The sequence below is a fragment of the Nocardiopsis nanhaiensis genome, from assembly GCF_054778635.1.
Map to the genome: position 1 here is coordinate 77,637 of NZ_BAAGZJ010000003.1, position 26,452 is coordinate 104,088.

Below are 26,452 nucleotides of genomic sequence, written 5' to 3' on the forward strand. Positions count from 1 at the left end.
CTTCACTGCTCCGTGGACAGGGAGGCCAGCCGCTGTTGCGGACGGCCCTGTGCGGAGGCCGCGAGCGCGATGACGATCTCCCCGGCGTGCGGTGCGTCCGGCAGTCGGACCTCGACCGTCTGGTGGTGGGAACGGATCGTGGCATCGGTGATGTGCTTCAGCGGGATGTCGAAGACGACCCCGGCGGGTCCTCTCTTCTCCACGGCCGGGAGAAGGGTGGTCGCGGATGTGGCCTTGCGGAAGTGGTCGCCGAACTTCAGGGTGTGGATCAGGGCGGAACCGTGTTCGATCTCCCCGTCCAGGCCGACGATCGCACCCTTGCCGTAGGCCTCGACGGGAGCGCCGAGGGCATCCACGACCTTGGGTGCCAGCAGCGCCCCGATGTCGGAGGCGGTGGACTCGATCCCCTCCCCCAGGTCTTCGACGAAGCCCTGTCCTCGCCAGGGGTTGTCGAGCACCGCTGCGACCACGGCTACGCGCGCCGCGGGTTCGACCGGGCGTCCCCCTTCCTGGAGGATGTCTTCAACGATGGTGAAGGTCTTGCGGATATTCATGCTGTCACTCCTTCTAGGACATCGGATGTGACGACCGGGTCAGTGGTCCGGTCGCCCAGACGGGGGTGGGGCCGTGTCCCGGTCGAAGCCCCTGCGGCCAGGACGATTTCGTCCGGTGCGGGGCCGTCGCCGATACGGATACTGGTGGTCTGGTAGTGGTCCCGGCTCGCCGCGTGCTTCTTGTGCCACAGGGGTACGGTCAGCGGCTGGCCGGCGTCGGCGCGGTCGTCGGCGAAGCACAGCACCGACGAACCGTCCAGGAACTCACGGACGAGGTTGCCGAAGTACGGGGTGTGGATCAAGGCACCGGCGTGCTCGATCTCTCCGTGGAGTCCTACGATGGCCGCCTTTCCGAAGGCTTCGACGCGGTCGCGCCCACCGAGCGCGGCGCAGAGCCGGTCGGTCAGCAGCCGTGCCAGGCGCGGGGCGATGCGCTGGGCGTGCGGCCGGAGGTCTTCGCCTGTGCCGGTACCGGTCCACGGGTTCTTGACCACCGCGGTCACGGTCGCCTGGGTGATCGGGCGAGCGGGCTGCTCGCCTGCCTCTGAGACGGTTTCCTCGCGGAAGCAGACGATCTTTCTGAGGCCGAGGCCGTCGGCGTCGAGCAGATGTCCCTCAGGCATCAGTGGCTGCCGGCGGCGGTGTCGGCGAAGTGCGGCATCACCTCGGTGGAGAACAGTTCCAGGCTGCGCATCGCGTGTCCGTGCTGCAGACCGGGGTGCGTGGTCCAGAGCATCATGTGCTCGAGTCCCACCTCGTGCTGGAGCTCCTCGATCTTCTCCCGGACGTACTCCGGGGTGCCCACGAGCATGTTGCGCTCCATGAGCATGTCGAAGTCCAGGGTGTGCTCGTCGGTGAGCTGCTCCCCCTCCTCCATGAGGTTGCCGAGGCCCCGCCAGTGGGTGACCCAGCGGTAAGTGTTCATCACGGCCTGCTCGAACTCCTTGCGGGCCTGCTCCATGGTGTCGGCTACGTAGACGTCGCGTACGAGTGCGATGCCCTCGCCGAGCGGGACGTCGCGGCCTTGGGCCTCGGAGGCCTTGTCGCGGTAGAGCTCGAAGCGGCCCTTCAGGGCGCTCACCGGCGGAAGCCAGAAGATGCCCTGGATCCCCTGTTCAGCGGCGGAGGCGATGGAGCGCGGAGAATCGATGACCTGCCAGACGGGTGGCGTCGGCTGCTGCAGCGGACGGGGGACGAGGGAGATCTTGGTGATCTCGCCGTTTTCGGTGAACTCCGGGGTTGCCGGGGAAAGCGGATGGTCCCACTTCAGGCCCGGTTCCGGGAACTCGAAGAACTCTCCCTTGTGGCTGAAGAACTCGTTGCTCCACGCCTTCTGCAGGACCTCCATGGTCTCCTCGAAGAGCGCCCGGTTCTTAGCCTGGTCCCTGGGGTCGGCGGCGGGGTTGAGGTTGACCGCCTCGCGACCGTACAGTCCGCGGCCGACACCCACCTCCAGACGTCCACCGCTGAGCTGGTCCAGCAGAGCCAGGTCCTCAGCCAGGCGTAGGGGATGCCAGAAGGTGACGATGGAGGCCGCCTGGCCGATCCGCAGCGTGCTCGTCCGCGCGGCGATGTCGGCGCCCATCAGAATCGGGTTGGGCGTCAGCTCCTGTCCCTCGTGACCGAAGTGGTGCTCGGTGTACCACGCCGACCAGAAGCCCGCCTTCTCGGCGGCGACGGCGTATTCGCGAGCTTCATCCATGTGTTGCTGGTAGTGGGCCAGGTCGCCAGGTGCCCCGAGCCCGTGGAAAACGGAGAAGCGCACAGTAGTTCCCTTCTGTCGGCGTGTGTCGGTGACGTCGATCGCTGACCGTCGCTGTCAGTCCTCCTGCACAGCGGTCCGCGGGTCGGTGAGTACCTCGCGAACTGACGTGTACACGTGGTTGCGCATAGCGGACTCCGCCGCGAAGTGGTCCTTGGCCCGGATCATCTCCAGCACTGTGCTGTGCTCATTGGTGGAGGCACTGATCCGGCCCGGGTGTTCCGCGGTCCGCAGGACCATCCGGTGGAACGCAAGCTGGTTCATGAGCAGGTCGTAGTGCTCCACGAGCTTGCGGCTGTCCGAGCCGCGGATGATGGTGCGGTGGAACTCGTCGACCAAGTCCGCGTAGCGTTCGGCATCGTCGTCCGCCGCTGCCTGGGCTGACTCCTCGATGTTCCGGTCGAGGACGTCGAGCTCGGGCACCTGACCGCGCCGGGCCATGAGCCCCGCGGCGAGCCCTTCCAGGCTTTCCTTGAGCTGGAAGAGCTCCACGATCTCCCGACGGGTCGGCTCTCTGACGAAGGTCCCGACCTTGGGGCGGATCTCGACCAGGCCCTCCAACTGCAGCTGCTTGAGAGTCTCCCGGATGGGTGTGCGACTGACGTCGAACTTCTTCGCCAGCGAGATCTCGGAGACGGGTGCCCCTGGGGGGAGCTCTCCACTGATCACGAGCGAGCGCACCCGCTCCAACAGTGTGGGAATCGTCGGATCGATCGATGATGCCAGCTCTTTCATGCATGCAACATATCGGCGCCCGTTCAGCGGAGTCAACAGCACCCTGTCCGACAAATTCAAGGTGAGAAGAGTATTCACGCACCGAACTCACAACCATTGACGGCATACTGTGATCCGACTTACAGTCTCTTGCATGCAACAGAACCTCACAGGCGAGCTCAAGCATGCATGGCACGCCTCCTGGAACGAAGGCGACGTCGACTCCCTCACCGGTCTCATGGACGCGGAGTACGCCCGCGTCAGCCGGTCCTCCGGCGCAACCATGACGCTGAAGGAGCTCCAGTCTGAGATCCTGCGGATCCGAGAGGGCTTCCCCGACATCGAGACCACCATCGAATCGATCGTGGTCGAGGGGGACCGGATCGTCCTCTTCTGGTCCACCACCGGAACCCACACCGAGCCCTTCCTCGGCGTCCCTGCAACGGGAAAGACGGTGCGGACCTACGGCTCGAACCTGGTCACGGTCCGCGACGGGAGGATCGTCCGCGAGGAAGTGACCTGGGACGGCACCGAGATGCTGCACGCACTGGGCATCCGTCGTCTCAGCGATGCGGCGGAGCCTGTCGCGGCTCCGGTGACTGACACCCTGTCCGGGAATCCCGACCCCGAGGTGATGAAGACCTTCAACCGGCAGTTCATCACCGGTGTCACCGTGGTGACGACGCAGGACGACGGCCGCCCCCGCGGTCTCGCGGTGAACGCCTACGCCTCCGTGTCCCTGGAACCGCCGTTGGTCATGGTGTGCGTCCAGAAGTCGTCGTCGACCTATCCCGCCCTGTTCTCCTCAACGCATCTGGGCATCAACATCCTCGGCACTCAGCAGCGCGAGACGATCGCGACCTTCGCCTCCAAGGCACCGGACAAGTTCGCCTCGGTGGGCTGGCACCCGGCGCCCGAGGGCAGCCCGCTCATCGACGGGTCCCCCGCCTCACTCGAAGCGGAGATCAAGGAGAGGTTCCAGGCCACGACCCACACCGTCTTCGTCTGCCGGGTCCGCCACGCCGAGGTGACCGATGCGGATCCGATCATCTACAAGGCCGGCGGCTTCTTCGACAGCAACGGCATGCCCCAGCTGTGACGCCTGCTCTGGTCGGCCGCGCCTGAGGCGCAGCCGACCAGACCCGAATTCCCCCGGGCCGCACGGCCGCCCCTCCACCATCGCGGACCGCAGTCGGCCTCAGAGACGGAGAACACCATGCCGAGAACCACTCCATCCGGTACCGGCGGCCCGCCGCGCACCTCGGGCAGACCGCCGACCCTGGTCTTCGCCGCGTCAGTGACCCTGATCCTGGCCTTCATCCTCGCCGCGGCCGTCTTCCCGGAGACACTCAGCGCGATATCTTCGACGGGCTTGGCCTACGTCACGGAGACCACCGGGTGGTCGATGCTCCTCGTCCCGCTCGGGCTCATCGCACTGCTCCTGTTCCTGGCCGTCTCACGCTTCGGACGTATCCGGCTCGGCCCCGACGACGCCCGACCGGAGTATCCGACCTACGCCTGGATCGCCATGCTGTTGAGCGCGGTCATGGGTATCGGCCTCATCAGCTACGGCGTGGCCCAGCCCGTGTCCCACCTGCTCGTCCCTCCACACGGACTCACCGAGCCGGGCACCCAAGCGGCGGTGGTCGATGCGCTGCGCTTCTCGTTCCTGGACTGGGGCGTTCACGCTTGGGCGATCTTCGCACTCTTCGGTCTGGCCATCGGTTACTCCACCTACCGGCTGGGCAATAGGGGCCTCGTCTCCCCCGCCCTGCGCCCGCTGCTCGGCCGTCACGCAGACGGCGCGACCGGCAAGGTCATCGACGTCCTCGTGGTCATTTCAACCCTGTTCGGAACAGCAACGTCCCTGGGGCTCGGGGCAGCCCAAATCAGCCACGGGATGACGCTCCTGAGCGGTACCGACCTCACCTCCACGACGCTGCAGATCGTCATGATCGCTTCTCTCACAGTGATCTTCACCGTTTCCGCCATCTCCGGTATCAGTCGCGGTATCCGGTATCTGAGCGAGGTCACGATGGTGGTGGCGGGCCTTCTTCTCGTCTTCGTGTTCCTCACCGGCCCCAGCAGCTACCTCGTCCACGTCTTCCTCCGATCCGTCGGCAGCTACATCAGCGACTTCACCGCGTTGAGCCTGATGATGCCGACTACAGAGAACCACCTGGTCTGGATGCAGGACTGGACCTACTTCATGATGGCCTGGTGGGTCAGTTGGGGTGCTTTCGTCGGCATCTTCCTGGCCCGGATCTCCCGCGGCCGGACCATTCGCCAGTTCGTCTTCGTGGTCCTGGGCGTGCCCGCCCTGGTCTTCGCCGCCTGGTTCACCGTCTTCGGCGGCAGTGCCATGCACATGGACATCAACGACGGCACCGGAATCGGCGAGGCGGCATCGGAAGACGTCAACACGGCCTTCTTCGGCCTGCTCGAGCACCTACCGCTCACCCTGGTCACATCGGTCGTCGCCGTTCTGCTGGTGGTGATGTACTTCGTCACCAGCGCCGACTCGAACACCTACGTGCTGGCAGTGATCTCCTCGGACGGAGACATGGCCCCCCGGAAGAGAGTCCTGCTGGTCTGGGGCGTGCTCACCGGGTCGGTGGCCTCGATCCTGCTGTATGCGGGAGGACTGCAGGCCCTGCAGACGACAGTGATCCTGTCGGCGGCACCGTTCGTCTTCGTGATCCTGGCCTTGGCGGTCGCCACCGTCCTACAGCTGCGGAAAGACCCTTTGGTGCATGGGTCTGCTGACGCCCGCGGAGTTCTAGCGGACCCGGCCACACGGTCAGCGTCATACGGATCCCCTGACCCGGAGCCCGCGCCGGTGCGCCCGGAAAGGACGCGGACGGATACGGCAGACGTCCAGGACGAAGGGGGCCACTAGGGCATGTTCAGCGGACACATACCCTGCTGCGCGTCGCCCCAGCGGCACTGTCACCGCGCATCTCTCAGTCAACAGCCAAACCCGGGCGGGCCCCCGCTGTGCGATGCTGCCGAGCTTGCGAGGAAGCGCACAGCAGGGGAACTCCTTCTTCGGCCTTGTGCCAGCACCACTGGACACTCCCACCCGTCACCCGCCACCACCCTCAACGGACGCCTACGGCGCAGCACCCCCATTCGTCGCCCGCCACCACCCTCAACGGACACCTACGGCGCAGCACCTTCGCGACGGGCAGCATCCACCGAACACGCCCTTAGGCACGGAGCCCGTTCTCGACCAGGGTCATGAGTTCGAGCACGGGGTAGCCGTGGCGTTCCGAGACACCGAAGCGGACACGGTTGCGTTCGGTGTCGGGGCACTTCCGTGCGGACCCCTGACAGGAAGCGCGCAAGCGCTCACCATCCGGCCTTGGGAAACGTCCGTCGACTCAGCACCGTGCTCCGCCCCGGCAGTGTGTTCAACCGAGCATCCCTTCGCGGATGGCCCGCAGTACGGCATTGGTCCGGTCGCGGGCGCCGAGTTTCACCAGGATGGCGGAGATGTGGTTCTTCACCGTGCCTTGGGCCAAGTGGACCAGTTCGGCGATCTGACGGTTGGTGTATCCCTCGGCCACCAGACGTAGCACTTTGGTCTCACTGTCCGTGAGGCCCTCGACGACGGCGCCGGCGGGCGGCGGACCGGACCGGATCGCTCTGACCAGCCGTTCGGTGATGGACGGGCCGATCATCGTGCCTCCGGAGGCCAGGGACTCCACGGCGTGGGCGAGCTGGTCCACGGTGACGTCCTTGAGGAGGTATCCCCGGGCTCCGGCACGCAGGGCATCGAGCACCACGGTGTCGTCGTCGAAGCGTTCCAGTCCGCATGGCTGGGCGAGACAGTGGCCTGGGAGAACTGGGTCAGCCTCGGGGCCAGCACCGTGATCGGCGCCGGCGTGGCCGCCGCGCTCTTCCGCTGGGAATGACCCTTGGGCAGGCTCCTCGGCGGCCCTGCACTTGCCTCGGCACCTCAGGCCCGACCTGCCTCATAGGGGTCTGGCAGCGCCTCGTCTCCCAGGATCCGGGTCACCCAACGGGTGCCGTGGTGGTGCCCGGGGGCGGAGATGGAGTTGAGGATCTCTGCCGCGCGCGCGGTGTCCCCGCGAGCTGTCAACCATGCGGCCCGGGTCGCAACGGCGAACACCTCCCCGTACCAGAAGGCCACCGACCTGGCCAGGGCAAGCGCAGCCTCGATGGCCTGCTCAGCCGCCCCGAAGTCACCGGCGCGGAGGTTGTTCAGGGCGCGGATGGGGTACCAGTAGGCGGTTTCAGCATCCAGATCGAGGCTGGCCGCCAGCGCCAGGGCTTCTTCGGCGATGCCCTCGGCGACAGTGGTGCGGCCTTCGTTCTCCGCTCTCATGTGGAGCACCGACAGCAGCAGGATGAGGCCGTAGTGGTCCCCGCACTGGCGCAGGACGGCCTCCGCGTCATGGTCGCCGGGCAGTCCTTGTGGCGGAACATCCCAGTGGTCCAGCAGGAACCAGTCCCGCTGGGTCGTGGCGAAGGCCGCTCCGTGCAGGTCGCCGTGGTCGACCAGGTAGCTGATGGCTTCGTCTGCAAGCTGCTCGCCGGTGCGGCGGTACTCCTCGGAGACGATCAGCATGGTGGCGGGGAACCACTGCACCCGCATACGGGCCAGCACCGCCTGGTCGTCGCCGCCGAACGCGGCCAGGGCAGCGGTGATCTCCTCATACCAGTGGTGCGCGTCGTCACGCTCATCGGCCCTAGCTGCCAGGACCGCCACCTGTTTGTGGGCGTTGTCCCGCGGACCGGGACAGGCCTGGGTGGCCCGCAGCATCTGGACCAGGCCCCCCACTCTTCCGGTCATCCAGCGGTGCCAGAAGGTCGAGAGGGCCAGCCCGACGGCATTGGCCCCGTCCCCGATGCGCAGCGCCTCGGCATGGGCGTGGTCCAGGTGCGCCTGTTCCTGATCGATCCAGTCCATCCAGTCCCGGGCATGCGGGCCGAACAGAAAGTCACGGGCGCAGTCCGCCAGGGCCCGGTAGTAAGAGAGATGACGGGCCGCGACCCCCGGTCGCTCCGCGGAGTCCCCCAGCTTCTCCGTGGCATAGGTAGTCACTGTCTCCAGCAGCCGGTAACGCACTGCGGTACCGCTTCCGTTCTGGATGTGCACCGTGGAGACCAGGCTGCGGTCCACCAGTCGTGCGAGTGTGGGAAGGATTTCCGCGCGGCGCAGCCGGACACCGCGCAGCCCATGAGCCCGGTGCTCTTCCTGGTCGGCGCCTGGCGGGATCCCGCAATCCGCTGCGCCTGTGCTGGTGGCGTTGTCCGCACAGACCGCCTCGATGGCGTCCAAGGTCCAGCTGGCCGGGTGAACGGCCAGCCTGCGCAGCAGAGCACGCTCGGTCCCGTCCAGAAGCTCCCAGCTCCAGTCGAGCACACCGCGCAGAGTCTGTTGGCGGCGCGGGGCACCCCGTCCAGGCCGGGCGAGCAGATCGAGCCGGTCGGTGATGCGGTCCAGCAGACCTCGCGGTGCCAGGGCGTTCATCCGACCGGCGGCGAGCTCGATGGCCAGCGGCAGCCCGTCCAGGCGGCGGCAGAGCTCCGCGATGATGCCGAGGTCCTGGTCGCTGAGCTGAAAGTGCGGGGCGACCGTACGGCTACGGGCCAGGAACAGCGTTACCGCAGGGGCTTGGCTCCGCCACTCGGCGCCGTCCTGGGCGGAGGGGCCCTCATCGGCGGGGCCGGTGCTTTCCACCGCGAGCGGCGTCAGCGGGAACCGCTGCTCCTCCGGCAAGCCCAGCGGCTCACGGCTGGTGGCCAGTACACGCACATGCTCGGTCCTGCCGAGGAGCTCCGCGGTGAAGCCCGAGACAGCGTCGACCACGTGCTCGCAGTTGTCCAGCACCAGCAGCACCCCGCGCTCGTCCAGTACCGCGGCCACACGCGAGAGCAGCGCCTCATGGTCGCCGTAGGCCGCGGGCAGCTTGAGCAGGGCGACCAACTGCCCGGTGATGGATTCGACGGTCTCGCGCGCGGCCAGGGCGGTGAGATCGGCGAACCACGCCGAACCAGTGCCCGTCGTGGGAGCTTCAGGGTCGTCCTGCCGGGTCCGGACGATACCGGCCGCCACGGCCGTGGCCAGGCGGGTCTTGCCCACACCACCGACGCCGAGCACCGTCACCAGACGCTGGTCGCGCACCAGACTTCCCAGAGCGGCGGACTCGGTTTCCCGCCCGATCAGCGGTGAGCCGTGCCGCGGGAGATTCCCGCTCGGGCTCTCGCCGGACGCCGTGGAACCCGATACCCCGTGCTGTGCCTGTGTCTGGTCACCCGGCCCCGGAGCAGGTGTCAGCTGTGGGTCCTGCCGGAGGATCCTTTGGTGGAGCTCTTGGGTCGCGGCACTAGGGTCGGCTCCGAGCTCGTCGGCCAGGTGGGTGCGCAGCCTCTCGTAGAGCCGCAGCGACTCCGGGTGTCTGCCGGTCAGGTAGCAGGCGCGCATGGCGGCAGCCACCAGCGGCTCCCGGGTGGGGTGTTCCAGGAGCAGCGGTCGCAACACCGTGTAGGCGGATTCGGGGGACCCGGTCTCCAGCAGTGCCGCGGCCTGCAGCTCCACCGCTTGCAGACGCAGTTCCTCCAGTGCCGCGGTGTCCGCGGAGGCCCACAGCTCGTCGGCGAACTCGCCGTAGGGTCGGCCGCGCCAGAGTTCATGGAGGTCGTTGAGGAGGGCCAGCCGCTCGGCAGACTCTGCGGCCGCCCGCGCCCGGGCGACACCCCGGCGCAGCACGCCAGCATCGGTCTCCACCCCCGACGCAGGGCCCTCGGCCTCACGGTGACCGGTGACGAGCCGGTAGCCGCCCGGCTCACGGACCAGTATCGCGTGCCCGCCTCCGCCCGTGCTCTCGAGCAGGGTCCGCAGCTGGGAAAGCTTGGACTGCAGCACGCGCGCCGGATTGGCCGGCAGCGCCTCTCCCCAGACCTGGTCGAGGAGCGTCTGCGGGGACACCGCGTTGCCACCGGCAACGGACAGGGCGGCCAGCAGGGCACGGACCTTCCGCTCGGGCACCTCGACCACATCACCGGCGTGGTCCCGGAGCCGTACAGGTCCCAGCACCTCAATCCTCATGGGGCGATTCTAGGGTTCCGGTCACCCCTGCACGCCCGCGGTCAAGAGCACGTACACAAGGTCCAGGCCATGGCCCCGAGGAAGCCCCGGAGGCACGGGACTCGCACCCCCGGAGATCCTCCGGAGATCCGCCGGGGCCCTTCCGGAGACGCCGCGGTCCACGATCAGTGGCGAAAGGTTCTCCAACATGTCAGGGGCAACGATCATGCCCGCCTCCGCGACCCCCACCCTGGCCGTGGTCATCGGCAGTATCCGCCCCGACCGTTTCGGCCCCACCGTGGCCCGCTGGTTCACCGCAGAAGCCCGAAGGCACGGGGCCTTCGACATCGACCTCATCGACCTGGCCGACTACGAGCTCCCGGTAGAGCTCGCCGGCAACGACTACAGCGTCACGCCTCCTGAGGACGTCGTCCGGCTCGGCAGCCGACTGGCCAAGGCCGATGCCTTCACGCTCATCACCCCGGTCTACAACCGCAGCTACCCGGCGTCGCTGAAGACCGCGATCGACTGGTTCTACAGCGAGTGGGTGCTCCGCCCGATCTCCTTCATCTCCTACGGCGGGATCACCGGCGGACTGACCGCCGTGGAACACCTGCGCGGGATCTTCCCGGAGTTCCCAGCCATCACCACCAAGAGCTTCGTCTCCCTGGCCAACTTCGAGAAGGCCTTCGACTACGACGGGCGCCCCGTGGACTCCGCCGGTCTGCGCACACCGGCCACCGCGGTGCTCGATGAGCTCGCTTGGTGGGCTCCCATGCTGCGCGAGGCCCGCAGGACGCGACCCTACCCGGGTCTGGATTTCGAGCTTCCGGCCAGTGGCGAGAGCCACGCCAGCGCGAACACCCACAAGGTCCTCGGATAGCACACCGGGAGCCAGCCGGATCGGGACCACCCGATAAGTAGCCAGAGCGAGATTCAAGGAACTCCGATGTCTGCCGCACCCACCACCGAGCGGGCCACGAAGAAGCAATGGGCCGGGCTCATCCTGCTGGTACTGCCGATGCTGATGGTCGCCTCCGACCTGACGGTGCTGTTCCTGGCGCTGCCCTCCCTCAGCGCGGATCTGGAACCCAGCGCCTCCCAGGGACTATGGATCACCCACATCTACGGGTTCGTCATCGCCAGCCTGCTGGTGACAGCAGGACGCCTGGGAGACCGGGCCGGGCCCCGGCGGGTACTGCTGATCGGGGCTGCCGCCTTCGGTGTCCTCTCCGCCGTCGCCGCGTTCTCCGTCAACGCCGAGATGCTCATCATCGCCCGCGCCCTGCTGGGTGCGGCCGGGGCGACACTGATGCCTTCCCTGTTCTCGCTGTTGCGGACCATGTTCGCCGACGAGAGCCAACGCCGACTGGCCATCGCAATCATGCTCAGCGCACTCACCGTCGGAGGGGCGATCGGCCCCGTCATGGGCGGAGCACTCCTGGAGTTCTTCTGGTGGGGCGCGGTGTTCCTGATCAACGTCCCGTTCGTGGTGCTGCTGATGCTGCTTGGCCCCTGGCTGCTGCCTGAACGCGCCGAGCGCAACAGCGCCCGACTGGACCTGCCCAGCGTCGCACTGTCCGTGGCCGGGATCCTCGCGCTGGTCTACGGCCTACAGGAGCTGGCCGCAGGGCAGGAGACCGGGGAGGGGTCGATCCTGCCGAACCTGGCCGTCGCCGCCGCCGGGGTTCTGCTGCTGGGGCTCTTCGTCCGTCGGCAACAGCGGCTTGCTTCCCCGCTGTTCGACCTGGACCTGTTGAGGAACCCGCGGATCGGGGCCTCGCTCTGCGCGATGCTGCTCGTCGCCGTCGGCGTACTCGGGATGTTCTTCCTCCTCACCCAGTACATGCAGCTGGTGGTCGGGCTCACCCCGTTGCAAGCCGGACTGTGGACGCTTCCCTTCGCCGCGACCAACATCGTCGGAGCGATGCTCGCCCCCCAACTGGCCAAGCGGCTGCGCCCGGCGGTGGTGGTCGCGCTCGGACTCGGCGTCGTCCTGGCCGGGGCGGTGCTGATGGCCGTGACCGTCGGCCCCGACACACCGCTGCCGATCGTCATCGCCGCCATGTCGGTGCTCGGATTCGGACAAGGTCTGGCCTTCGCCCTGGTCACGGATCTGATCGTCTCCAGCGCGCCGACGGAGAAGACCGGATCCGTCAGCGCGGCACAGGAAGTCAGCGGGGAACTCGGCCACGCCCTCGGAATCGCGGCGGGTGGTGCTGTGGGCACGGTGGTCTACCGTGCCTGGCTGGAGTCGGTGATGCCGGCCGAAGTACCCGAATCCGCTGCCGATACGGCGCTCTCCAGCCTCCATGGCGGGGTCGCCGCGGCGGAAGGCCTGGGCTCGGGTGGTCCGGCTCTTCTTGATCCCGTGCACGACGCGATCGTCCTGGGACTGCAGACGTACGCGGTCATCGGGGGCGTGCTCATCGGACTCGCCACACTGCTGGTCACCGTCGTCCTCGTCATCCGGGACCGCGGACGTCACCACGACCGCGACGCCGACCGGGAACCAGACTCTGCGCAGCACGAACAGGACGCCCTGAGCGGGCACGAGGAGACATGACCATGTCGGACAACGAAGAGGCAGTTGTCGACCGAAGCGGACCCGTCACCGTGCTCGGTACCGGCGCGATGGGCAGCGCGATCGCCCGGGCAGTACTGGCGGTCGGGCGGTCGGCCACGGTCTGGAACCGGACGCCCGCACGCGCACAGGCACTTGTCGCCAACGGGGCCGACGTCGCCGAGTCGCCGGACCAAGCGGTACGAGCCGCGGAGCTGGTCCTGGTCTGCCTGCTGGACCATGCCGCGGCGACCCGGGTGCTCGGTTCTCTGGGGTCTGCTCTCGCCGACCGGACACTGGTCAACTTCACCAGCACCAACCCCGCCCAGGCCCGCGAGACGGCCCGACGGGTCGAAGCACACCGTGCTCGGTATCTGGACGCGAGCATCATGGCGGGCCCCGAGGACATCGGATCCGAGGAGGCCTTCCTGTTCTACAGCGGATCAGGGGCGGCCTATCGAGAACACGAACGCTTCCTGAACAGCCTCGGTGGTGTCACGGCGTACTACGGGGCAGATCCGGGATCGGCGGCCGCGTACTTCACGGCACTGGTGAACCTCGGATACGAGACCTGGGAGGCCCACCTGCGGGCCCTCGCCCACATCGAGGCTGAGGGCGCCGACCCCGGTGACTTCTCCCCGGTCGCGGTGGACTCGGTGATCTCCTCCGGCCCGCTGCTGGAAGCCATGACGCAAGCAGCGCGGACCGGCGTCCACCCGCCGCTGACGGGACCACTGCGCACCCACGCCGCACTGATGGGCGACCTGATCGAAAGCCGGGAGCAGGCCGGTGTCGACGCTGCACCGTTGCGCCAGCTCAAGGCATGGATCGACCAGAGCGTTCACAGGGGTCACGGCGAGGACGGCTTCTCGCGCCTGATCGATGAGATCCGGCCCGCACGCCGTCGGCCACGTGATGGCGAAGACGCTACCGACGAGCGCTGGCAACACCCCATACCCAAGAAGCAACGGGACACGCCGTGTCACTGACGAGCACCAACCCACCCGAACTGTTCGGGATCGAAGCCGTTGCGGCAAGGAGCTGAGTACCCGTGTCCCTCCAAGACGCCAACCGTGGCTCCGGACAGTCGCCGACGCCTGGCAGTCACCGTCTGGTGGCCCCTGACCTTGCCAGGGGCTTCATGCTGCTGCTGATCGTGCTCGCGCATGCACCGCTGTACCTGGTGGGTGCTGGTAGCGGCGTGCTCGGGCTGCCAGCAGGCGGGACGATCGTCGATCAGGCCGTCAGGGTCTTCAACATCCTGATGGTGGACGCACGGGCATATCCGATGTTCGCCGCCCTGTTCGGTTACGGCCTGGTCCTGATGCTCCAGCGGCGCCGGCAGCAGGGCACCGCTGAACGGATCTGCCGTCGGCTGTTGCGGCGGCGGGGTGCAGGGCTTGTGCTGCTCGGGCTCGCCCATGCGGTGCTGGTAACCCCGATGGACATCCTGGGCGCCTACGGTGTGGCTGCACTTCTGGTGGGGTGGCTGCTGTTGCGGTCCCCACGGTCACTGGCTATCGCCGTGGCGGTGCTGGCTCCCGTGTTCTTGGTGACCATTGCCGGTTTCTTCGCCTTCGGAGGGGCGGAGGGCGCCGAGGCCGATGCGTTCGCCCTGGGTGTCCTGGGTTATGGGGTCGCCGACCTGATGATCCGGGTTGCCGGCTGGGCGGTCGGCACCCTCATCATGAACCTCGCGGTGTACCCCGTCATCATTGCCATCCTGTTGGGAGCCCTTGCGGCGAAATATCGCTTGTTGGAGGAGCCCGACGCACATCGTGGACTGTTGCGATGGTTCGCGTTCGCCGGTGTTGCGGTGGCCGTCGCCGGAGCTGTGCCGCTGGCCTGGATCGAACTAACCCAGACCACAGGCGGCCTGCTGTGGGTGTGGCAGACGCTCCACGTGGTCACCGGTATCGCCGGTGGACTGGGCTACACCGCGATATTCGGCTTGCTCGGTCGGCGCCTGCAGCAACGTGCCTCCAACGGTGTCACCCTGCTGTCAGCTGCCGGCAAACGCTCTCTGACCTGCTATCTGCTGCAATCAACCGTCCTCGTTGTGCTGTTGTCGCAGACGTTCGCGGGGTTGGGAGACCGAATCAATAGTGCGGGCGCCGCGGCTGTTGCAGTCGTGGCATGGTTGACCGGCCTTCTGTGTGCGGTGCTGCTGGAGCGCGCCAACCGTGCCGGCCCCGCGGAAGTCCTGCTCCGCCGCTTCATCCACCGACCATTGGAGCGAACAACCGGACCAGCAGTGTGACCGGCGGCCTGCTGATGGCACGGCTTCCGGCGACGGGACAGGCGGTTCGAGAGAGGAAGTACGCCTAGAACTCGTGGTCCCGGACAGGCCGGTCGTGACCCGTGGTCGTCAGAACCGCCCCGTCGGGTGGCAGACGCAGCTGCCACTCCGCGGGTGTACGCACCGCCCTGTCCACGACCGCTTCGACCGCCAGCATCGCCGGAGTGGGGTGGACCGCCCACGTGTCCAGGTATATCGGCCGGTCACCGGCGACCTCGATCGCGACCCAGGGCCAGGGGTAGACGAACCGCGCGGCGGTCGCCTCGGTGATGAGGATGCCGTCAGCCTGGGTACTGGCGGCCATCAGTCCGACGTGTTCACCGAACTGCCGGAAGCGCCAGTCGATGGTCACACCCGCCGCCTGACTGACCTTCTCGAGAACACTGATCTGCCCCGACACCTCCCAAGAGGTATGCGCCAGGATTCGGGCACCGTCCAGTTCCGTCAGCGTCCGCGCGGACCGGAACCGGTGCCGCCCCGGCCTCAGGGCCACGCCGAGCGTCTGCCGCAGCACGTGGGTGCTGCGGTAACCGGAGGGGGTGTGGTGCATGAAGGCCAGGTCGAGCCTGGACCGGCCGAGCGCCCGCTCCTGCTCCGGGCTGGACAGGTCCACGAGGTCGAGCTCCACATTGGGGTACTCCTCGCGGAGCCCGGTCAGCACGCCGAGAAACCATGTCGAGGGCAGACCGGGCGGCAACCCCACCCGCACGAACTCCTTGCCCTCGAAGGCGGCCTCGACGACCTCGGGGACCCGTGCGATCTCGGCCGACACCCTTTGGTAGTGGCGCAGAAGTCCCTCACCCGCCGGTGTCGTACGGACGCCGTTCGCGCTACGCCGCAGCAGGCTGACGCCCAGTTCCTTCTCCAAGGCCCTGATCTGACGGCTGACGGAGGGCTGACTCGTACCGAGCCGGGTCGCCGCCCGCGAAATCGAACCGGTTTCGGCAGCGGCAGCGAAATAGGCGAGATGTCGGATCTCCATAACACGATGTTATGCCCTCAAGGCATGACCCCACCAGAATCCGGCAGTTCCTGGATGGCTTTCCGGGTGTCAACATCAGGAAACACAGACGTAACAAGGACGCCACCTGCACGGGACGACCGGTGACGCCGGGACCAGGACCTCATCACACGGGCTCCGCGTAGCCCAGCAACCGAGGAGGACACACGTGGAAGAGTTCGATGTGGCAGTCGTCGGCGGCGGTGCGGCCGGGATCGCGGCCGCCGTGGGCGCGGCGAGGTCGGGGGCGCGCGTGTGCCTGATCGAGCGCTACGGGTTCCTCGGCGGCGCTGCCACCGCCAGCTCGGTCCTCACGCACTGCGGCTTCTTCGACCAGAACGGCGAGCAGGTGGTACGCGGGGTAGGGCAGAGCGTCCTGGACAGACTCGCCGCCCAGGACCTCTACCGGACCCACACGGTGGCGGCAACGGGCAACAAGGTGGTCCTCCTGGACCTGGAGACGATGAAGCGGGTATACGACGAGATCGTCCTCGAGGCGGGAGTCTCCCTCTACCTGCACTCCTTCCTGGTCAGTGCTGAGGCGCCTGACGGATCAGTCGAATCCGTCACGCTCGCCCACCGGGGCGGCGTACGGACCATCACCGCCACCAGCTTCGTGGACGCCAGCGGGGACGGTGTGCTCATCAAGGCAGCGGAGGCCGAAGAGCTCCTCTCACCGCCCCGTGAGCGCCAAGCCTCCACCTTGGTCATGCGGGTCGGCGGTGTGCACAAGGACCACGCCGACGGTGTCTCCGCCAGGATGGCGCAGGCCGTCGAGCGCTACGCCGAGACCACGGGCGTGCACCTGCCCCGCACCTCGGGGATCGCCGTGCGCATGCCCGTGGTCGGCGACGTCATGATGCTGGTCGCGGACCAGCACATCGACATCATGGACGTCGGGGCGTTGACCTCGGCCGAGGTCAACGCCCGTGCCGACGCCTGGCACTACGTCCGCGCCTTTCGCGAGTTCCTGCCCGGTTGGGAGGACGCCTACCTGCTGACCACCGGTCCGCAGATCGGCATCAGGGAGACCAGGCGCCTGGCCGGCCGCGATGTCGTCGCAGCCGACGACGTGGTCTCCGGGCGCAAGCGGCCCGAGGACGCGATCGCACGCTGCGGATGGCCGATGGAGGAGCACGTGGCGCGTGGCCGGACCGACTACACCAGAATAGCCGGGGGCGGCTGGTACCACCTGCCCTACGGCTCCGTCACTTCGCGCTCGACGGACAACCTGTGGGCCGGCGGGCGGCTGACCAGCTGTGACCAGAGCTCGTTCGCGTCGCTACGGGTGATGGGAACCTCCTTCGGAACGGGTCACGCCGCCGGTGTCGCCGCCGCCGTCACCGCGGACCGCGGCACAGAAGACGTGGCAGCCGTACGCGCCGAGCTGGCTGGACAGGGGGCGCTGACGTGACTGGACACCCCGCAGACAGCGGACTCCGAACAGGCCGCTCGGACGGCGCCCACGGTGCCGTCGTCATCACCGGCGCGGCTGGCGCCCTGGCCTCCGACATCACCGACGGGATCGCGGCGGCCGGTTGGACAGTACGGGCCTTGGACCAACGGCCCGTGGCAGCACGCGCTGGCGTCGAACCGGTCACCGCCGACATCCGCGACGCGGAGGCGATCGACCCGGCCCTGGCCGGAGCGGCCGCTGTGGTCCATCTGGCCGGGATCCCCCTGGAAGACGACTGGGGCCGGCTGCTCGCCGTCAACATCGACGGCACCTATCGAGTACTCGAAGCCGCGCGAGCAGCGGGCGTGCGCCGAGTGGTGCTGGCCAGCTCCATCCACGCCGCGGGCTTCCAACCCGTACCCGTAGACGGCTTCATCGAGGACGACGTCTCCATCCGGCCCGACACGCTCTACGGCGTGAGCAAAGCTGCGCTCGAAGCGCTGGGGTCCCTGTACGCCGACCGCTACGGGATCGAGGTGGTCGCCCTGCGCATCGCCTCGCGTCAGTCAGCCCCCACGACACGCCGAACACTCAGCACCTGGCTCTCCCCCGCCGATGCCACAGCGCTGGTACTGGCAGCCCTCAACGGGCCGGCACCGGGGTTCCGCACCGTCTGGGGGGTATCAGCCAACACAAGCGGATACCTCTCGCGCGTCGGAGGAGAGGAGTTGGGATTCCGGGCCGCTGACGACAGCGAGGCCGCGCGCGCCCAGGTGGAGTCGGTTCCGGAGGAGGCGGATCCGTCCGCCCAGTGGCTCCACCTCCTGGGCGGGGAGTTCTGCTCGCGCCGTCCGCCACGCGTGGTCGGCCAGCGAGCCGATGGTGCCAGTTCGGAAAGGAGCTCGTGACCGTGTCCCACAATGACCTCGCTTACGCGGTACGGGACGTATCCAAGGTGTTCTTCGCGGCCAACGGAGCGACCCACGCGATGGAGCGGGTCTCGTTCGACATCGAACGCGGCTCCTTCGTCTGTGTCCTGGGGCCTTCCGGGTGCGGGAAGTCAACCCTCCTGCGGATCCTCGGATCCCTGGAGGAGGCGACCACCGGCCAGACCAACGCCGCATCGGCGGACCGGCCCGCTTTCGTGTTCCAGGAGCACGGTGTCTTCCCTTGGTTCAACGTCCTGGACAACGTCGCCTTCGGCCTGCGGATGAACGGTGTGGGCAAACGCGAGCGGAACGCCACCGCCCGTGAATGGATCAACGCCGTCGGCCTCCAAGCCTTCACCACCGCCTATCCCAACAGCCTCTCCGGAGGTATGCGACAGCGCATCGCCATCGCCCGTGCCTTCGCGACGGGTTCCGAGGTCCTGCTCATGGACGAACCGCTCGGGGCCCTCGACGCCCAGACCCGCCTGTTCATGCAGGAGGAACTCCTCCGGTTGTGGGAGCAGGAGAAGAAGACCGTGGTCCTGGTCACCCATTCCATCGAGGAAGCGCTGGTGCTGGGCGACTGGGTGTTCGTGATGAGTGCACGCCCGGGGCGGATCAAGAGGGTGGTGGACGTGCCCTTCGCGCGCCCGCGCCCTTCCGGGATCGAGGGCACCCAGGAGTTCGCCTCGCTGCGCCAGTCGATCTGGGAGGACCTGCGCGACGAGGTGCAGCTAAGCCAGGAGGCGCAGCAAGCATGAGCCAGTCGACCACGACCCCCGCCCAGGACACCGGCAACGCCGAGGTCGTCGAAAACGCTGCCCGCCGTGAGATGAGACGCGAGCGCCGACTGCGGCGCCGCGACATCGCCCTGTCGATCGGCACCCCGGTGGTCCTGCTCCTGGCCTGGGAGGCCGCCGCGCGCACCGGTGTCATCGACGCACGGCTGTTCTCGCCGCCGACGGCGATCTTCGCCAACGCGTGGGCGATGATCCTCAGCGGAGAACTCTGGGAGCACTCCTCGGCGACGATCTACCGGTTCCTGACCGGATACCTCCTCGGCGGACTGGCGGGAACCTTCGCCGGGATGATCATGGGGATGTCGCGGCCGCTCAACGCCGCGTTCGGACCGATGTTCTCCGCGCTGTACGCGCTTCCCAAGATCGCCATCCTGCCCCTGCTGCTGCTCATCTTCGGCCTGTCGGACCTGCCGCGCATCCTGGCCGTGGCCTTCACGGTGTTCTTCGTCCTGCAGATCAACACCCTGGGCGGCATCCGCCAGTTCGACCCCAAGACCATGGAGGCTGCCACCGCCTACGGAGCGGTCGGCTGGAAACGGATGGCGTTCGTCATCTTCCCCGGTGTGCTGCCCTCCATCCTCACCGGATTCCGAGTCGCGGCCGGCCTGGGCGTCGTGGTGGTCACCGCTGTGGAGTTCGTCGCGTCGAACTCCGGCCTCGGCTACCTGATCTGGAACTCCTGGCAGCTCTTCCAAGCCGGGAACATGTACGTCGGGCTGGTCGCTGTCGCGCTCCTGGGTGCCCTGGCGACGTTCGCCGTCGCCACGGTCGAGTACTTCGCGCTCCCGTGGCGCAGGACCGGGCCGCGGCGGTCGGCCCGGTGACCCATCACCCCACACAGCGGAAAGGCTGGTCGGCCACATGAGGAAACACACTTCGGCGGTTGTCGCCGCCGCTTCGGTACTGGTGGTAACTGCGGCGTGTGCGGGCGCCGACGGCGGTGAAGACGGCGACCTGGAGGTCGTCGACGTCATCCACGTGCCGTCGACCCTGTTCTCCCCGCTGTATGTGGCCGACGCCCGCGGCTACTTCGCGGACGAGGGACTCGAACTCAGCATGGAGACCGTCCAGGCCGGACAGGACGCCATTCCGCTGACCGCCGCCGGACAGGCCGACGTGCTGGTGGCGGGTCTCGGATCAGGCCTGTTCAGCGCCGTCAACGACGACCTGGAGATCAAGGTCGTCGGTTCCATGGGCGGTGGCGGCGGTGAGGAGGACAACTCCCCCAGCGCACTCATGGTGGCCGCGGACCTGGTCGAATCCGGTGAGATCGCGGAGGTCGGCGACCTCGAGGGGCGCACGGTCGCGCTCTCCGGCGACCTCGGCGGTGCCGGCGCCTACCAGTTGGCCACGATCCTGGAACAGGGTGACCTGACCCTGGACGACATCGAGGCCCTCAACGTCGACTTCGGTGACATGGCCGGGGCGCTGGAAAGCGGGGGCGCCGATGCCGCCCTGCCCCCGGCTCCGTTCACGAGCGCCATGATCGAGGACGGCACGGCGGAACAGTTCGCGCTGCCGCCGGAGGGCACCATCGCGAGCGGGGTCCTCTACGGTGAGCACTTCCTGGAGAGCGATCAGGCCCAGCCGTTCTTCGACGCGCTCGTCAGGGCCTCCGCTGACCTGCAAGAGGACCCCTACGACCCGGAGATCCTGGAGGTCCTCGCGGAGGCCACGGAACAGGATATCGAAGTCCTGGAGGAGAGCCCGACCTACGTGTGGTACCCGGACCTGGCCCCCGCGCAGGACCAGCTCGAGGCTCAGCAGGAGGCCTACCGGGAGGCCGGTCTCTTCGATTTCCCCGAATCGGTATCCATCGAGGAACAAGTCGTCGACACCTCGTTCGCCGAGGCTTCTGATGCAGGGGCCGCGCAGGACTGAATACACGGCCCGCACGCGGCCGTCCCTGAGGGCCGCCGACCGCTCGTCGGCGGCCGCACACCCACCCGAAGGAGGAACAGGCCATGGGTGAGGTTTCGGAACACGTCGGGCCCGGCCTCCTTCCACAGGGAACCGACCTGGACGACGCAGTGGCCTGGATCACCGACGGCTCTGGGGTGGTCGGCTCGGGCGGGTGGACGGTCGAGCTCACGGGCGCGGACCGGTTGCGCCGCATGTCAGCGATCTGGCGGCAGGTCAGCGCGGGCGTGCCGGGCCTGACGTGTTTCGTCTCCTCCGTCTTCGACGATGCCTCAGCCACCACGAGCGTGCTCCGCATCCCCGCGGAGATCAGGTCCGTAGGCCGCGGGGGCGGTGCGGCGCGGACCCAGTACATCGATGCCGAGCGCCTCTGCGCAGCAGCGGCCGCGCACGCCCCGGCCACGGTCGCGGACCGGGTCACACCCGAGCCGCCGAACAGAGGGAGGCTTGGACGCGAGGGCTACACCAGTGCCGTGCGCTCGGCGCTGGAGGCGATCTCCCGCGGCCGCGTGAGCAAGGTGGTGCTGTGCAGGGACGAGGTCGTCGAGGCCGACGAGGCCGCCCGCACGGCCGTGCTGGACCGCTTGGCCCTCAGGTTCCCCACCTGTTGGACGTTCACGATCGGCGGACTGGTCGGAGCGACACCCGAAATGCTCGCCGCTCGCCGCGACGGGAGGGTCAGCTCGCGCGTCCTTGCCGGCAGCCTTCCGCGCGGGCTGAGGCCCGATGCGGAACAGCACCGTCGGCTCACCACGGAAAGCGGCTTCGCCGACGAACACGCCCACGCGGTCCGTTCCGTCATCGACGGCCTGGCCGGAATCGTGGATCTTGAGGACTCTTGCCCTGAACCGTTCGTCCTCGAACTGCCGAACATCCACCACCTCGCCACCGACGTGCGCGGCCGGGTACGCGACAGCGCCACCTCCGTACTCGAGCTCACCGGAGCCATCCATCCCACGGCCGCCGTCGCGGGTGTCCCCCGCAGCTCCGCGTTAGACGTCCTCAACCAGCTGGAACCGCACGACCGCGGCCGCTACGCGGGTCCGGTGGGATGGATGGACTCCGAGGGCGACGGACAGATCGGCCTGGCCCTGCGCTGCGGTCGGCAGGAGGCCGACGGTGTGCGCTTGTACGCCGGAGGAGGGATCGTGGCCGGGGCCGACCCCGACGCCGAGTACGCGGAGACGGTGAGCAAGCTCGCCCCCATGCTGTGCGCGCTCGACCCGGGTACCGCCCCGCACTCAACGCCGGGTTCGAAGCCTGCCCGCTACACCACATAGCCGCAGTTCAGAAGGCTTGATCATCTCCCCCGAACGGAACACCGCACCCGGACTCGCCGGTGCGCACGTGTGCGATACGCAGGCAGTTCTGTTCGATGAACGCGGTGTCTACCGTGTGGCCGAGTCCAGGGGACCTGGGAACGGTCACCTTACCGTGGTCCGCGGTGACCTCGGGTTCGATGACGTCGCGCGCGTAGTACTTCGACGACGCCGACACGTCCGACGGCAGTGTAAAGCCGGGCAAGCTCGACAACGCGACGTTGGCCGCCCGCCCGATGCCGAACTCGTGCATGCCGCCGCACCACACCGGTACACCGTGCTCACCAGCCAGGTCGTGCGCCGCTACGGCGGCGGTCAGGCCACCCATCCGCGACGCCTTCACGTTGAGGATCCGCACCGCGCCCAACGCCAGCGCCGTGCGCAGATCGTCGAGATCCTCCACCGACTCGTCCAAGCACACGGGGGTATCCATAGTCCGCTGGAGCGCGGCGTGGGACAGCAGGTCGCGCGGTTCGAAGGGCTGTTCCACCATGAGAAGGCCGAAGTCGTCCAGCCCGCGCAGCACCGCCATCTCCTCGGGTCCCCCTTGATAGGCACCGTTGGCGTCGACGTGAACGTCGAGGTCGGGGAACGCTTCGCGTACCAGGCGCACCGGCTCGGCGTCCCAGCCCGGCGCGATCTTCAGCTTCACCCGTGGATAGCCGGCCTCCACCTGGCGGTCGACTTCGGCCAGCAGCGCGTCATAGGTGGGTTCGATGCCCAGTGAGACACCGGCGACGGCCTCGCCGCGGGTCCCGCCGAGTGCCGCGGCAAGCGGCACCCCTGCGGCCGCCGACCACAGCGCCCAGCCCGCGGCATCCACGCCGGCGGTGGCGAACCGGTTGCCGCGCACTCGGCGCCACAGGGCCGGCAGCTCGGAAGGGTGGTCCCAGTCGGCGCCGACAACGGCGGGCAGCAGGTACCGCTCCGCGATGTGCCAGCAGGTCTCGGTGGTCTCCCCGGAGTAGTAGGGGTCGGAGGGGGAAGCGACCTCGCCCCATCCCTCCGCGCCGGACTCGTCCACCACGCGCACCAGAATGTGGTCGAGGTGCTCCTTGCGGTGCGAGCTCGTCTCGAACGCGTGCACCAGGGGAAGCCGGACCAGGTGCAGGGAAGCCTCCGTGATGCGGATGGGTCAGCCCTCCAGGTAGGTGTCGAGCGTCCGGCTGATCCGGTCGCGCTCGGCGAGTCGGCGCCGCGCGCCTTTGGAACTGGCGGTGGTCAGCGTGGTCAGCAGGTGGACCACAGCGGCGACCGCGGTGGGAGAATCGGCGTAGGAGGCGCTGTCGGTGGTGGCGACGATCGTCTCGGACGCGGTGGCCGCCAGCGGCGCCCCGGGGTCGTCGGTAATGCCCACGACGGTGCCGCCCTCTGACGCGAAGTGCTCGGCGAAAGATACGGTGTCGCGGCGGTAGCGGCGCATCGACACCGCGACCAGCACGTCACTGGAGCGGACCTCGCCGAGGATGTCTAGCGGACGTACGACGGCTCCGTCGATGAGTGTCGTGTTGGACAGGCCGGCGGCCAGGTCGGTGGCGAGCAGCGAGGCGTAGGCGAACGATTTGCCGGTACCGGTGATGAAACGGCGCCGGGCTGCCACGATCAAGGCTGCCGCTCCCGCGACCGATCCGTCCTCCTCCACCCGGTGAAGGGCCTCGCGCAGATGGCGCGTCTCCTGCTCGATCAGGCGGCGTTGCAGCGCCTCGGCGGAGGAAGGCCGCTGCAGTCTCGCACGGAACCGTTCGCCCTGGCTGCGCAGGCTGCGGTTCTCCGCGTGGCCCGCGTTTCCAGGGACCTCCGCAGCGGTGCTGGGGCTGACACAACCCTCGGGACCGTGGGCACCGGTTACGGCGGTCCCGGTACCGGCGGGCTCAGGGGTAGCGGCGGGATCACCGGAACCGGGGGTACTGGCGGTATGGCTCATCGGGAACGCTCCAGTCGGTACAGGCCCGTGCCGCCGTCGGGCACCGTGCAGGACACGACGGACCAGCCGGCCTCGGTCAACGTCCCCAGTGTCTCGGCGATCCGGCCGCGCGCATCGTCGGCCCGGCCGCGGTCGGTGCGCGCCAGCGCGGCGGTGTCGGAGGGCACCGGGACCCAGATCCGAGCGCTGTCGCGCACCGGCCGGCCCCAAGGCTCCTCGGCGGCCGCGCAAGGTGCCGCCACCGGTTCGGCCGTAGGCCCCGGAGGGCGCTCCAGATCCCAGTCGACCGTGATCCGGTCGGTACCGTCGCCGAAGAACCCGGGGTGGAACCAGCGTCCCACCGATCCGAGCACGTCGAGGTTGAAGTGGGCGTTCCGGGTGATCAGCGGATCGAACGTCCAGCGCATCCTCCGCGTGCCCCAGCTGAGGGCGACGTCGCGCTGCGCCGCCTTCAGCGCCCGCCCCAGCCCGCGACCCTGGTGGGCCGCTTCGACGACCGCGGCCTGGGAGTAGTGGTAGGTGCTGTGCCCGTCTGTGCCGGGGAACCCGTAGGCGAAGGCGATGACGCGCCCAGAGGAGTCGTGGGCGCCGACCACCGATCCCCCGTTGCCGCGCAGCGCAGTGAGCAGACGTGGGCTCGCCCCCTGGCGCAGGTCGGTGTAACCGAACACGTCGCGGTACAACGCGGTCGCCTGTTCGAGCTCCGCAGGGCGGGTCAGGGTCGCGACCAACGGGGTCGTAGCAGGAGGCATGGGAGGGCGGCTCCTCGACGCGGGCAGACCACCGTTTCCGTTGATCCGCAACGTAAATTTGCTGAGGTGAAGTCCTACCAAGCGCTTGAGAGACCTGTCAACGGTCACTTAACAGCGATATCTTCAGACAACAGCAGGGCGAACTCACCCCTGGACCGACCGGTCCGTGTGTGTATACGTTTCGTATATTGCCTCACTCCCGAGACCTTCAGGAACCCGCATGCCCGGTGATCCCCTCAGTTCCGCTTCCTCCGCCACCCTCCGGCGTGCCGCGCGCAGCCGCACGCCGGAGCTGCTGCGGCGCGTCCGCGCCTATGTCGAGCACGAAACGCCCACCGGCGACCGCGCCGCGCTCGACGCCTTCGCTGAGCGGCTGGTACGGCGCTACGGAGAACTCGGCTGCACCGCACGGCGCGTTGCCGCGCCGCACGGCGACCACGTGGCGGCCGACCACCCGGGCCATCCCGACCGCGCGGGTGAGAAGCCGCTCCTGTTCATCGGCCACCACGACACCGTGTGGCCGCACGGGCACGTCACCGGCCCGATGCCCTGGCAGCACGACGAGGACCCAGGCGAGTACTCCGGTGACGGCCCCGACGGCCCCGGGACGGTCGCGGACGCAGGCGAAGTGGCCCGCGGCCCAGGCGTCTTCGACATGAAGAGCGGACTCGTCGTCATGGAGGCGGCCCTGGCTCTCGCGGCTGAGGCGGGACTCGCACACCGCCCGGTCCGGATCGTCGTGGTCGCTGACGAGGAGGTCGGCTCACCGACCTCCACCGACCTGGTACGCGACCGTGCCGAAGGAGCCTGCGCCGCCCTCGGGTTCGAGTCGCCGCACCCCGGAGGGGCGTTGAAGCAGGGCAGGCGCGGCAGCACCCGGCTCCGGCTGCACGCCGCCGGCCGGGCCGCGCATGCGGCCCTCGACCCGGACCAAGGCGTCTCAGCGATCGACGAACTGGTCGACGCCCTCGTTGCCGTCCGCGGTATCGCCGAAAGCCACGCTCCTGGCCTACTGTGCAACGTGGGTACTGTCACCGGAGGCGGCCGGACCAACGTGGTGGCCGACGCCGCCTCCGCCGACATCGGACTGCGCTTCTCCGATGCGGCTACGGAGCGCGCCGTCCTCGACGACCTCTCGGCGCTGCGGCCGGCCCGTCCGGGCGCGGAGCTTCGCACCGAGACCCTTTCGAGCCGACCTACCTGGGCCGTCGACGGCGGGGAGGATATGCTCACCCGAGCTGCCGCGGCCGCCGCCGACCGTCTCGGCCTGCCGTTCGACGCCGCACCGGCCGCGGGCGCGGCCGACACCAATACTGTCGGCGCTCTCGGCCTGCCCGCCCTTGACGGCCTCGGCCCCGACGGTGCGGGAGCCCACGCACTCCACGAGCGGATCCTAGTCCCGTCCCTGCCCGACCGGGCAGCCCTCGTCACCGCCCTCCTCGCCGAGCTCTGACCCCGCTGGC

General features: G+C 68.5%; 25 protein-coding genes. 14 read left to right on the forward strand and 11 right to left on the reverse strand.

Annotated elements, in window-relative coordinates; all coding sequences use genetic code 11:
* Positions 1–2 precede the first annotated feature (2 nt).
* The 4 genes from ACYVD1_RS02205 to ACYVD1_RS02220 are packed head-to-tail and all read right to left on the reverse strand — an operon-like array spanning position 3 to position 3,051.
* Positions 3–554, reverse strand: a complete 552-nt coding sequence (locus ACYVD1_RS02205; protein ID WP_460767085.1) for an amino acid synthesis family protein — start codon at positions 552–554, stop codon at positions 3–5.
* On the reverse strand, positions 551–1,177 hold the full coding sequence (locus tag ACYVD1_RS02210) for an amino acid synthesis family protein (protein WP_460767089.1): 627 nt from the start codon (positions 1,175–1,177) through the stop codon (positions 551–553). Before ACYVD1_RS02210 ends, ACYVD1_RS02205 begins: the two co-directional genes overlap by 4 nt.
* Positions 1,177–2,319 (reverse strand): LLM class flavin-dependent oxidoreductase, encoded by a 1,143-nt coding sequence (locus tag ACYVD1_RS02215; protein ID WP_460767094.1) that lies wholly within the window; start codon positions 2,317–2,319, stop codon positions 1,177–1,179. Before ACYVD1_RS02215 ends, ACYVD1_RS02210 begins: the two co-directional genes overlap by 1 nt.
* A gap of 54 nt (positions 2,320–2,373) precedes the next feature.
* A complete protein-coding gene (locus tag ACYVD1_RS02220) occupies positions 2,374–3,051 on the reverse strand; it encodes a GntR family transcriptional regulator (protein WP_460767097.1) in 678 nt (225 codons plus the stop codon).
* 133 nt (positions 3,052–3,184) lie between these two features.
* Here ACYVD1_RS02220 and ACYVD1_RS02225 point away from each other — a divergent pair, with 133 nt between their 5' ends.
* Complete coding sequence (locus ACYVD1_RS02225) at positions 3,185–4,129, forward strand: flavin reductase (protein WP_460767100.1); 945 nt, start codon at positions 3,185–3,187, stop codon at positions 4,127–4,129.
* A gap of 117 nt (positions 4,130–4,246) precedes the next feature.
* Positions 4,247–5,929: a BCCT family transporter gene (locus ACYVD1_RS02230; protein ID WP_460767103.1), complete on the forward strand. Its 1,683-nt coding sequence runs from the start codon at positions 4,247–4,249 to the stop codon at positions 5,927–5,929.
* Positions 5,930–6,239: 310 nt separating this feature from the next.
* On the opposite strand, the gene ACYVD1_RS02235 is transcribed toward ACYVD1_RS02230, so the two are convergent.
* Together ACYVD1_RS02235 and ACYVD1_RS02240 are read right to left on the reverse strand one after the other, a co-directional pair.
* Positions 6,240–6,377, reverse strand: a complete 138-nt coding sequence (locus ACYVD1_RS02235) for a hypothetical protein (protein ID WP_460767107.1) — start codon at positions 6,375–6,377, stop codon at positions 6,240–6,242.
* Between the two features lie 66 nt (positions 6,378–6,443).
* Positions 6,444–6,761, reverse strand: coding sequence for a response regulator transcription factor (locus ACYVD1_RS02240; RefSeq protein ID WP_460767114.1), 318 nt, complete (start codon positions 6,759–6,761; stop codon positions 6,444–6,446).
* On the opposite strand from ACYVD1_RS02240, the gene ACYVD1_RS02245 reads away from it, so the two are divergent.
* A complete protein-coding gene (locus ACYVD1_RS02245) occupies positions 6,744–6,947 on the forward strand; it encodes a hypothetical protein (RefSeq protein ID WP_460767117.1) in 204 nt (67 codons plus the stop codon). The two genes, ACYVD1_RS02240 and ACYVD1_RS02245, sit on opposite strands and share 18 nt — an antisense overlap.
* A 44-nt stretch (positions 6,948–6,991) precedes the next feature.
* Here the strand turns inward: ACYVD1_RS02245 and ACYVD1_RS02250 are convergent, their stop codons facing one another.
* Positions 6,992–10,108, reverse strand: coding sequence for an AfsR/SARP family transcriptional regulator (locus ACYVD1_RS02250; protein ID WP_460767122.1), 3,117 nt, complete (start codon positions 10,106–10,108; stop codon positions 6,992–6,994).
* Positions 10,109–10,295: 187 nt separating this feature from the next.
* Here ACYVD1_RS02250 and ACYVD1_RS02255 point away from each other — a divergent pair, with 187 nt between their 5' ends.
* From ACYVD1_RS02255 to ACYVD1_RS02270, 4 genes are all read left to right on the forward strand, one after another.
* A complete protein-coding gene (locus ACYVD1_RS02255; protein ID WP_460767125.1) occupies positions 10,296–10,970 on the forward strand; it encodes an NADPH-dependent FMN reductase in 675 nt (224 codons plus the stop codon).
* Positions 10,971–11,036: 66 nt separating this feature from the next.
* On the forward strand, positions 11,037–12,653 hold the full coding sequence (locus ACYVD1_RS02260) for an MFS transporter (RefSeq protein ID WP_460767130.1): 1,617 nt from the start codon (positions 11,037–11,039) through the stop codon (positions 12,651–12,653).
* Positions 12,654–12,655: 2 nt separating this feature from the next.
* Positions 12,656–13,639, forward strand: coding sequence for an NAD(P)-dependent oxidoreductase (locus ACYVD1_RS02265; RefSeq protein ID WP_460767133.1), 984 nt, complete (start codon positions 12,656–12,658; stop codon positions 13,637–13,639).
* 152 nt (positions 13,640–13,791) lie between these two features.
* Positions 13,792–14,910: a DUF418 domain-containing protein gene (locus ACYVD1_RS02270; protein WP_460767136.1), complete on the forward strand. Its 1,119-nt coding sequence runs from the start codon at positions 13,792–13,794 to the stop codon at positions 14,908–14,910.
* Between the two features lie 64 nt (positions 14,911–14,974).
* Here the strand turns inward: ACYVD1_RS02270 and ACYVD1_RS02275 are convergent, their stop codons facing one another.
* The gene (locus ACYVD1_RS02275) at positions 14,975–15,931 is read right to left on the reverse strand and encodes a LysR family transcriptional regulator (protein ID WP_460767141.1); all 957 of its coding nucleotides are present in this window, start codon (positions 15,929–15,931) and stop codon (positions 14,975–14,977) included.
* A gap of 187 nt (positions 15,932–16,118) precedes the next feature.
* On the opposite strand from ACYVD1_RS02275, the gene ACYVD1_RS02280 reads away from it, so the two are divergent.
* From ACYVD1_RS02280 to ACYVD1_RS02305, 6 genes are all read left to right on the forward strand, one after another.
* On the forward strand, positions 16,119–17,363 hold the full coding sequence (locus ACYVD1_RS02280) for an FAD-dependent oxidoreductase (protein WP_460767144.1): 1,245 nt from the start codon (positions 16,119–16,121) through the stop codon (positions 17,361–17,363).
* A complete protein-coding gene (locus ACYVD1_RS02285) occupies positions 17,360–18,253 on the forward strand; it encodes an NAD-dependent epimerase/dehydratase family protein (RefSeq protein ID WP_460767147.1) in 894 nt (297 codons plus the stop codon). Before ACYVD1_RS02280 ends, ACYVD1_RS02285 begins: the two co-directional genes overlap by 4 nt.
* A gap of 2 nt (positions 18,254–18,255) precedes the next feature.
* Positions 18,256–19,035 carry an ABC transporter ATP-binding protein gene (locus ACYVD1_RS02290; RefSeq protein ID WP_460767151.1) on the forward strand — a complete coding sequence of 260 codons (780 nt, stop codon included), beginning with the start codon at positions 18,256–18,258 and terminating at the stop codon, positions 19,033–19,035.
* Positions 19,032–19,898 (forward strand): ABC transporter permease, encoded by an 867-nt coding sequence (locus ACYVD1_RS02295; protein ID WP_460767156.1) that lies wholly within the window; start codon positions 19,032–19,034, stop codon positions 19,896–19,898. Before ACYVD1_RS02290 ends, ACYVD1_RS02295 begins: the two co-directional genes overlap by 4 nt.
* 37 nt (positions 19,899–19,935) lie before the next feature.
* The gene (locus ACYVD1_RS02300) at positions 19,936–20,955 is read left to right on the forward strand and encodes an ABC transporter substrate-binding protein (protein ID WP_460767159.1); all 1,020 of its coding nucleotides are present in this window, start codon (positions 19,936–19,938) and stop codon (positions 20,953–20,955) included.
* A gap of 83 nt (positions 20,956–21,038) precedes the next feature.
* Entirely contained in the window at positions 21,039–22,274 is a 1,236-nt protein-coding gene (locus tag ACYVD1_RS02305) for an isochorismate synthase (protein WP_460767162.1), read from the forward strand.
* 7 nt (positions 22,275–22,281) lie between these two features.
* Here ACYVD1_RS02305 and menC read toward each other — a convergent pair whose 3' ends face one another.
* The 3 genes from menC to ACYVD1_RS02320 are packed head-to-tail and all read right to left on the reverse strand — an operon-like array spanning position 22,282 to position 24,989.
* Positions 22,282–23,445, reverse strand: a complete 1,164-nt coding sequence (menC, locus tag ACYVD1_RS02310; RefSeq protein WP_460767382.1) for an o-succinylbenzoate synthase — start codon at positions 23,443–23,445, stop codon at positions 22,282–22,284.
* Positions 23,446–23,448: 3 nt separating this feature from the next.
* On the reverse strand, positions 23,449–24,237 hold the full coding sequence (locus ACYVD1_RS02315) for a MurR/RpiR family transcriptional regulator (RefSeq protein WP_460767165.1): 789 nt from the start codon (positions 24,235–24,237) through the stop codon (positions 23,449–23,451).
* A complete protein-coding gene (locus tag ACYVD1_RS02320; RefSeq protein ID WP_460767168.1) occupies positions 24,234–24,989 on the reverse strand; it encodes a GNAT family N-acetyltransferase in 756 nt (251 codons plus the stop codon). The genes ACYVD1_RS02315 and ACYVD1_RS02320 overlap by 4 nt, the downstream gene beginning before the upstream one ends.
* 220 nt (positions 24,990–25,209) lie before the next feature.
* On the opposite strand from ACYVD1_RS02320, the gene ACYVD1_RS02325 reads away from it, so the two are divergent.
* Complete coding sequence (locus tag ACYVD1_RS02325; protein ID WP_460767173.1) at positions 25,210–26,442, forward strand: M20/M25/M40 family metallo-hydrolase; 1,233 nt, start codon at positions 25,210–25,212, stop codon at positions 26,440–26,442.
* Positions 26,443–26,452: the final 10 nt, after the last annotated feature.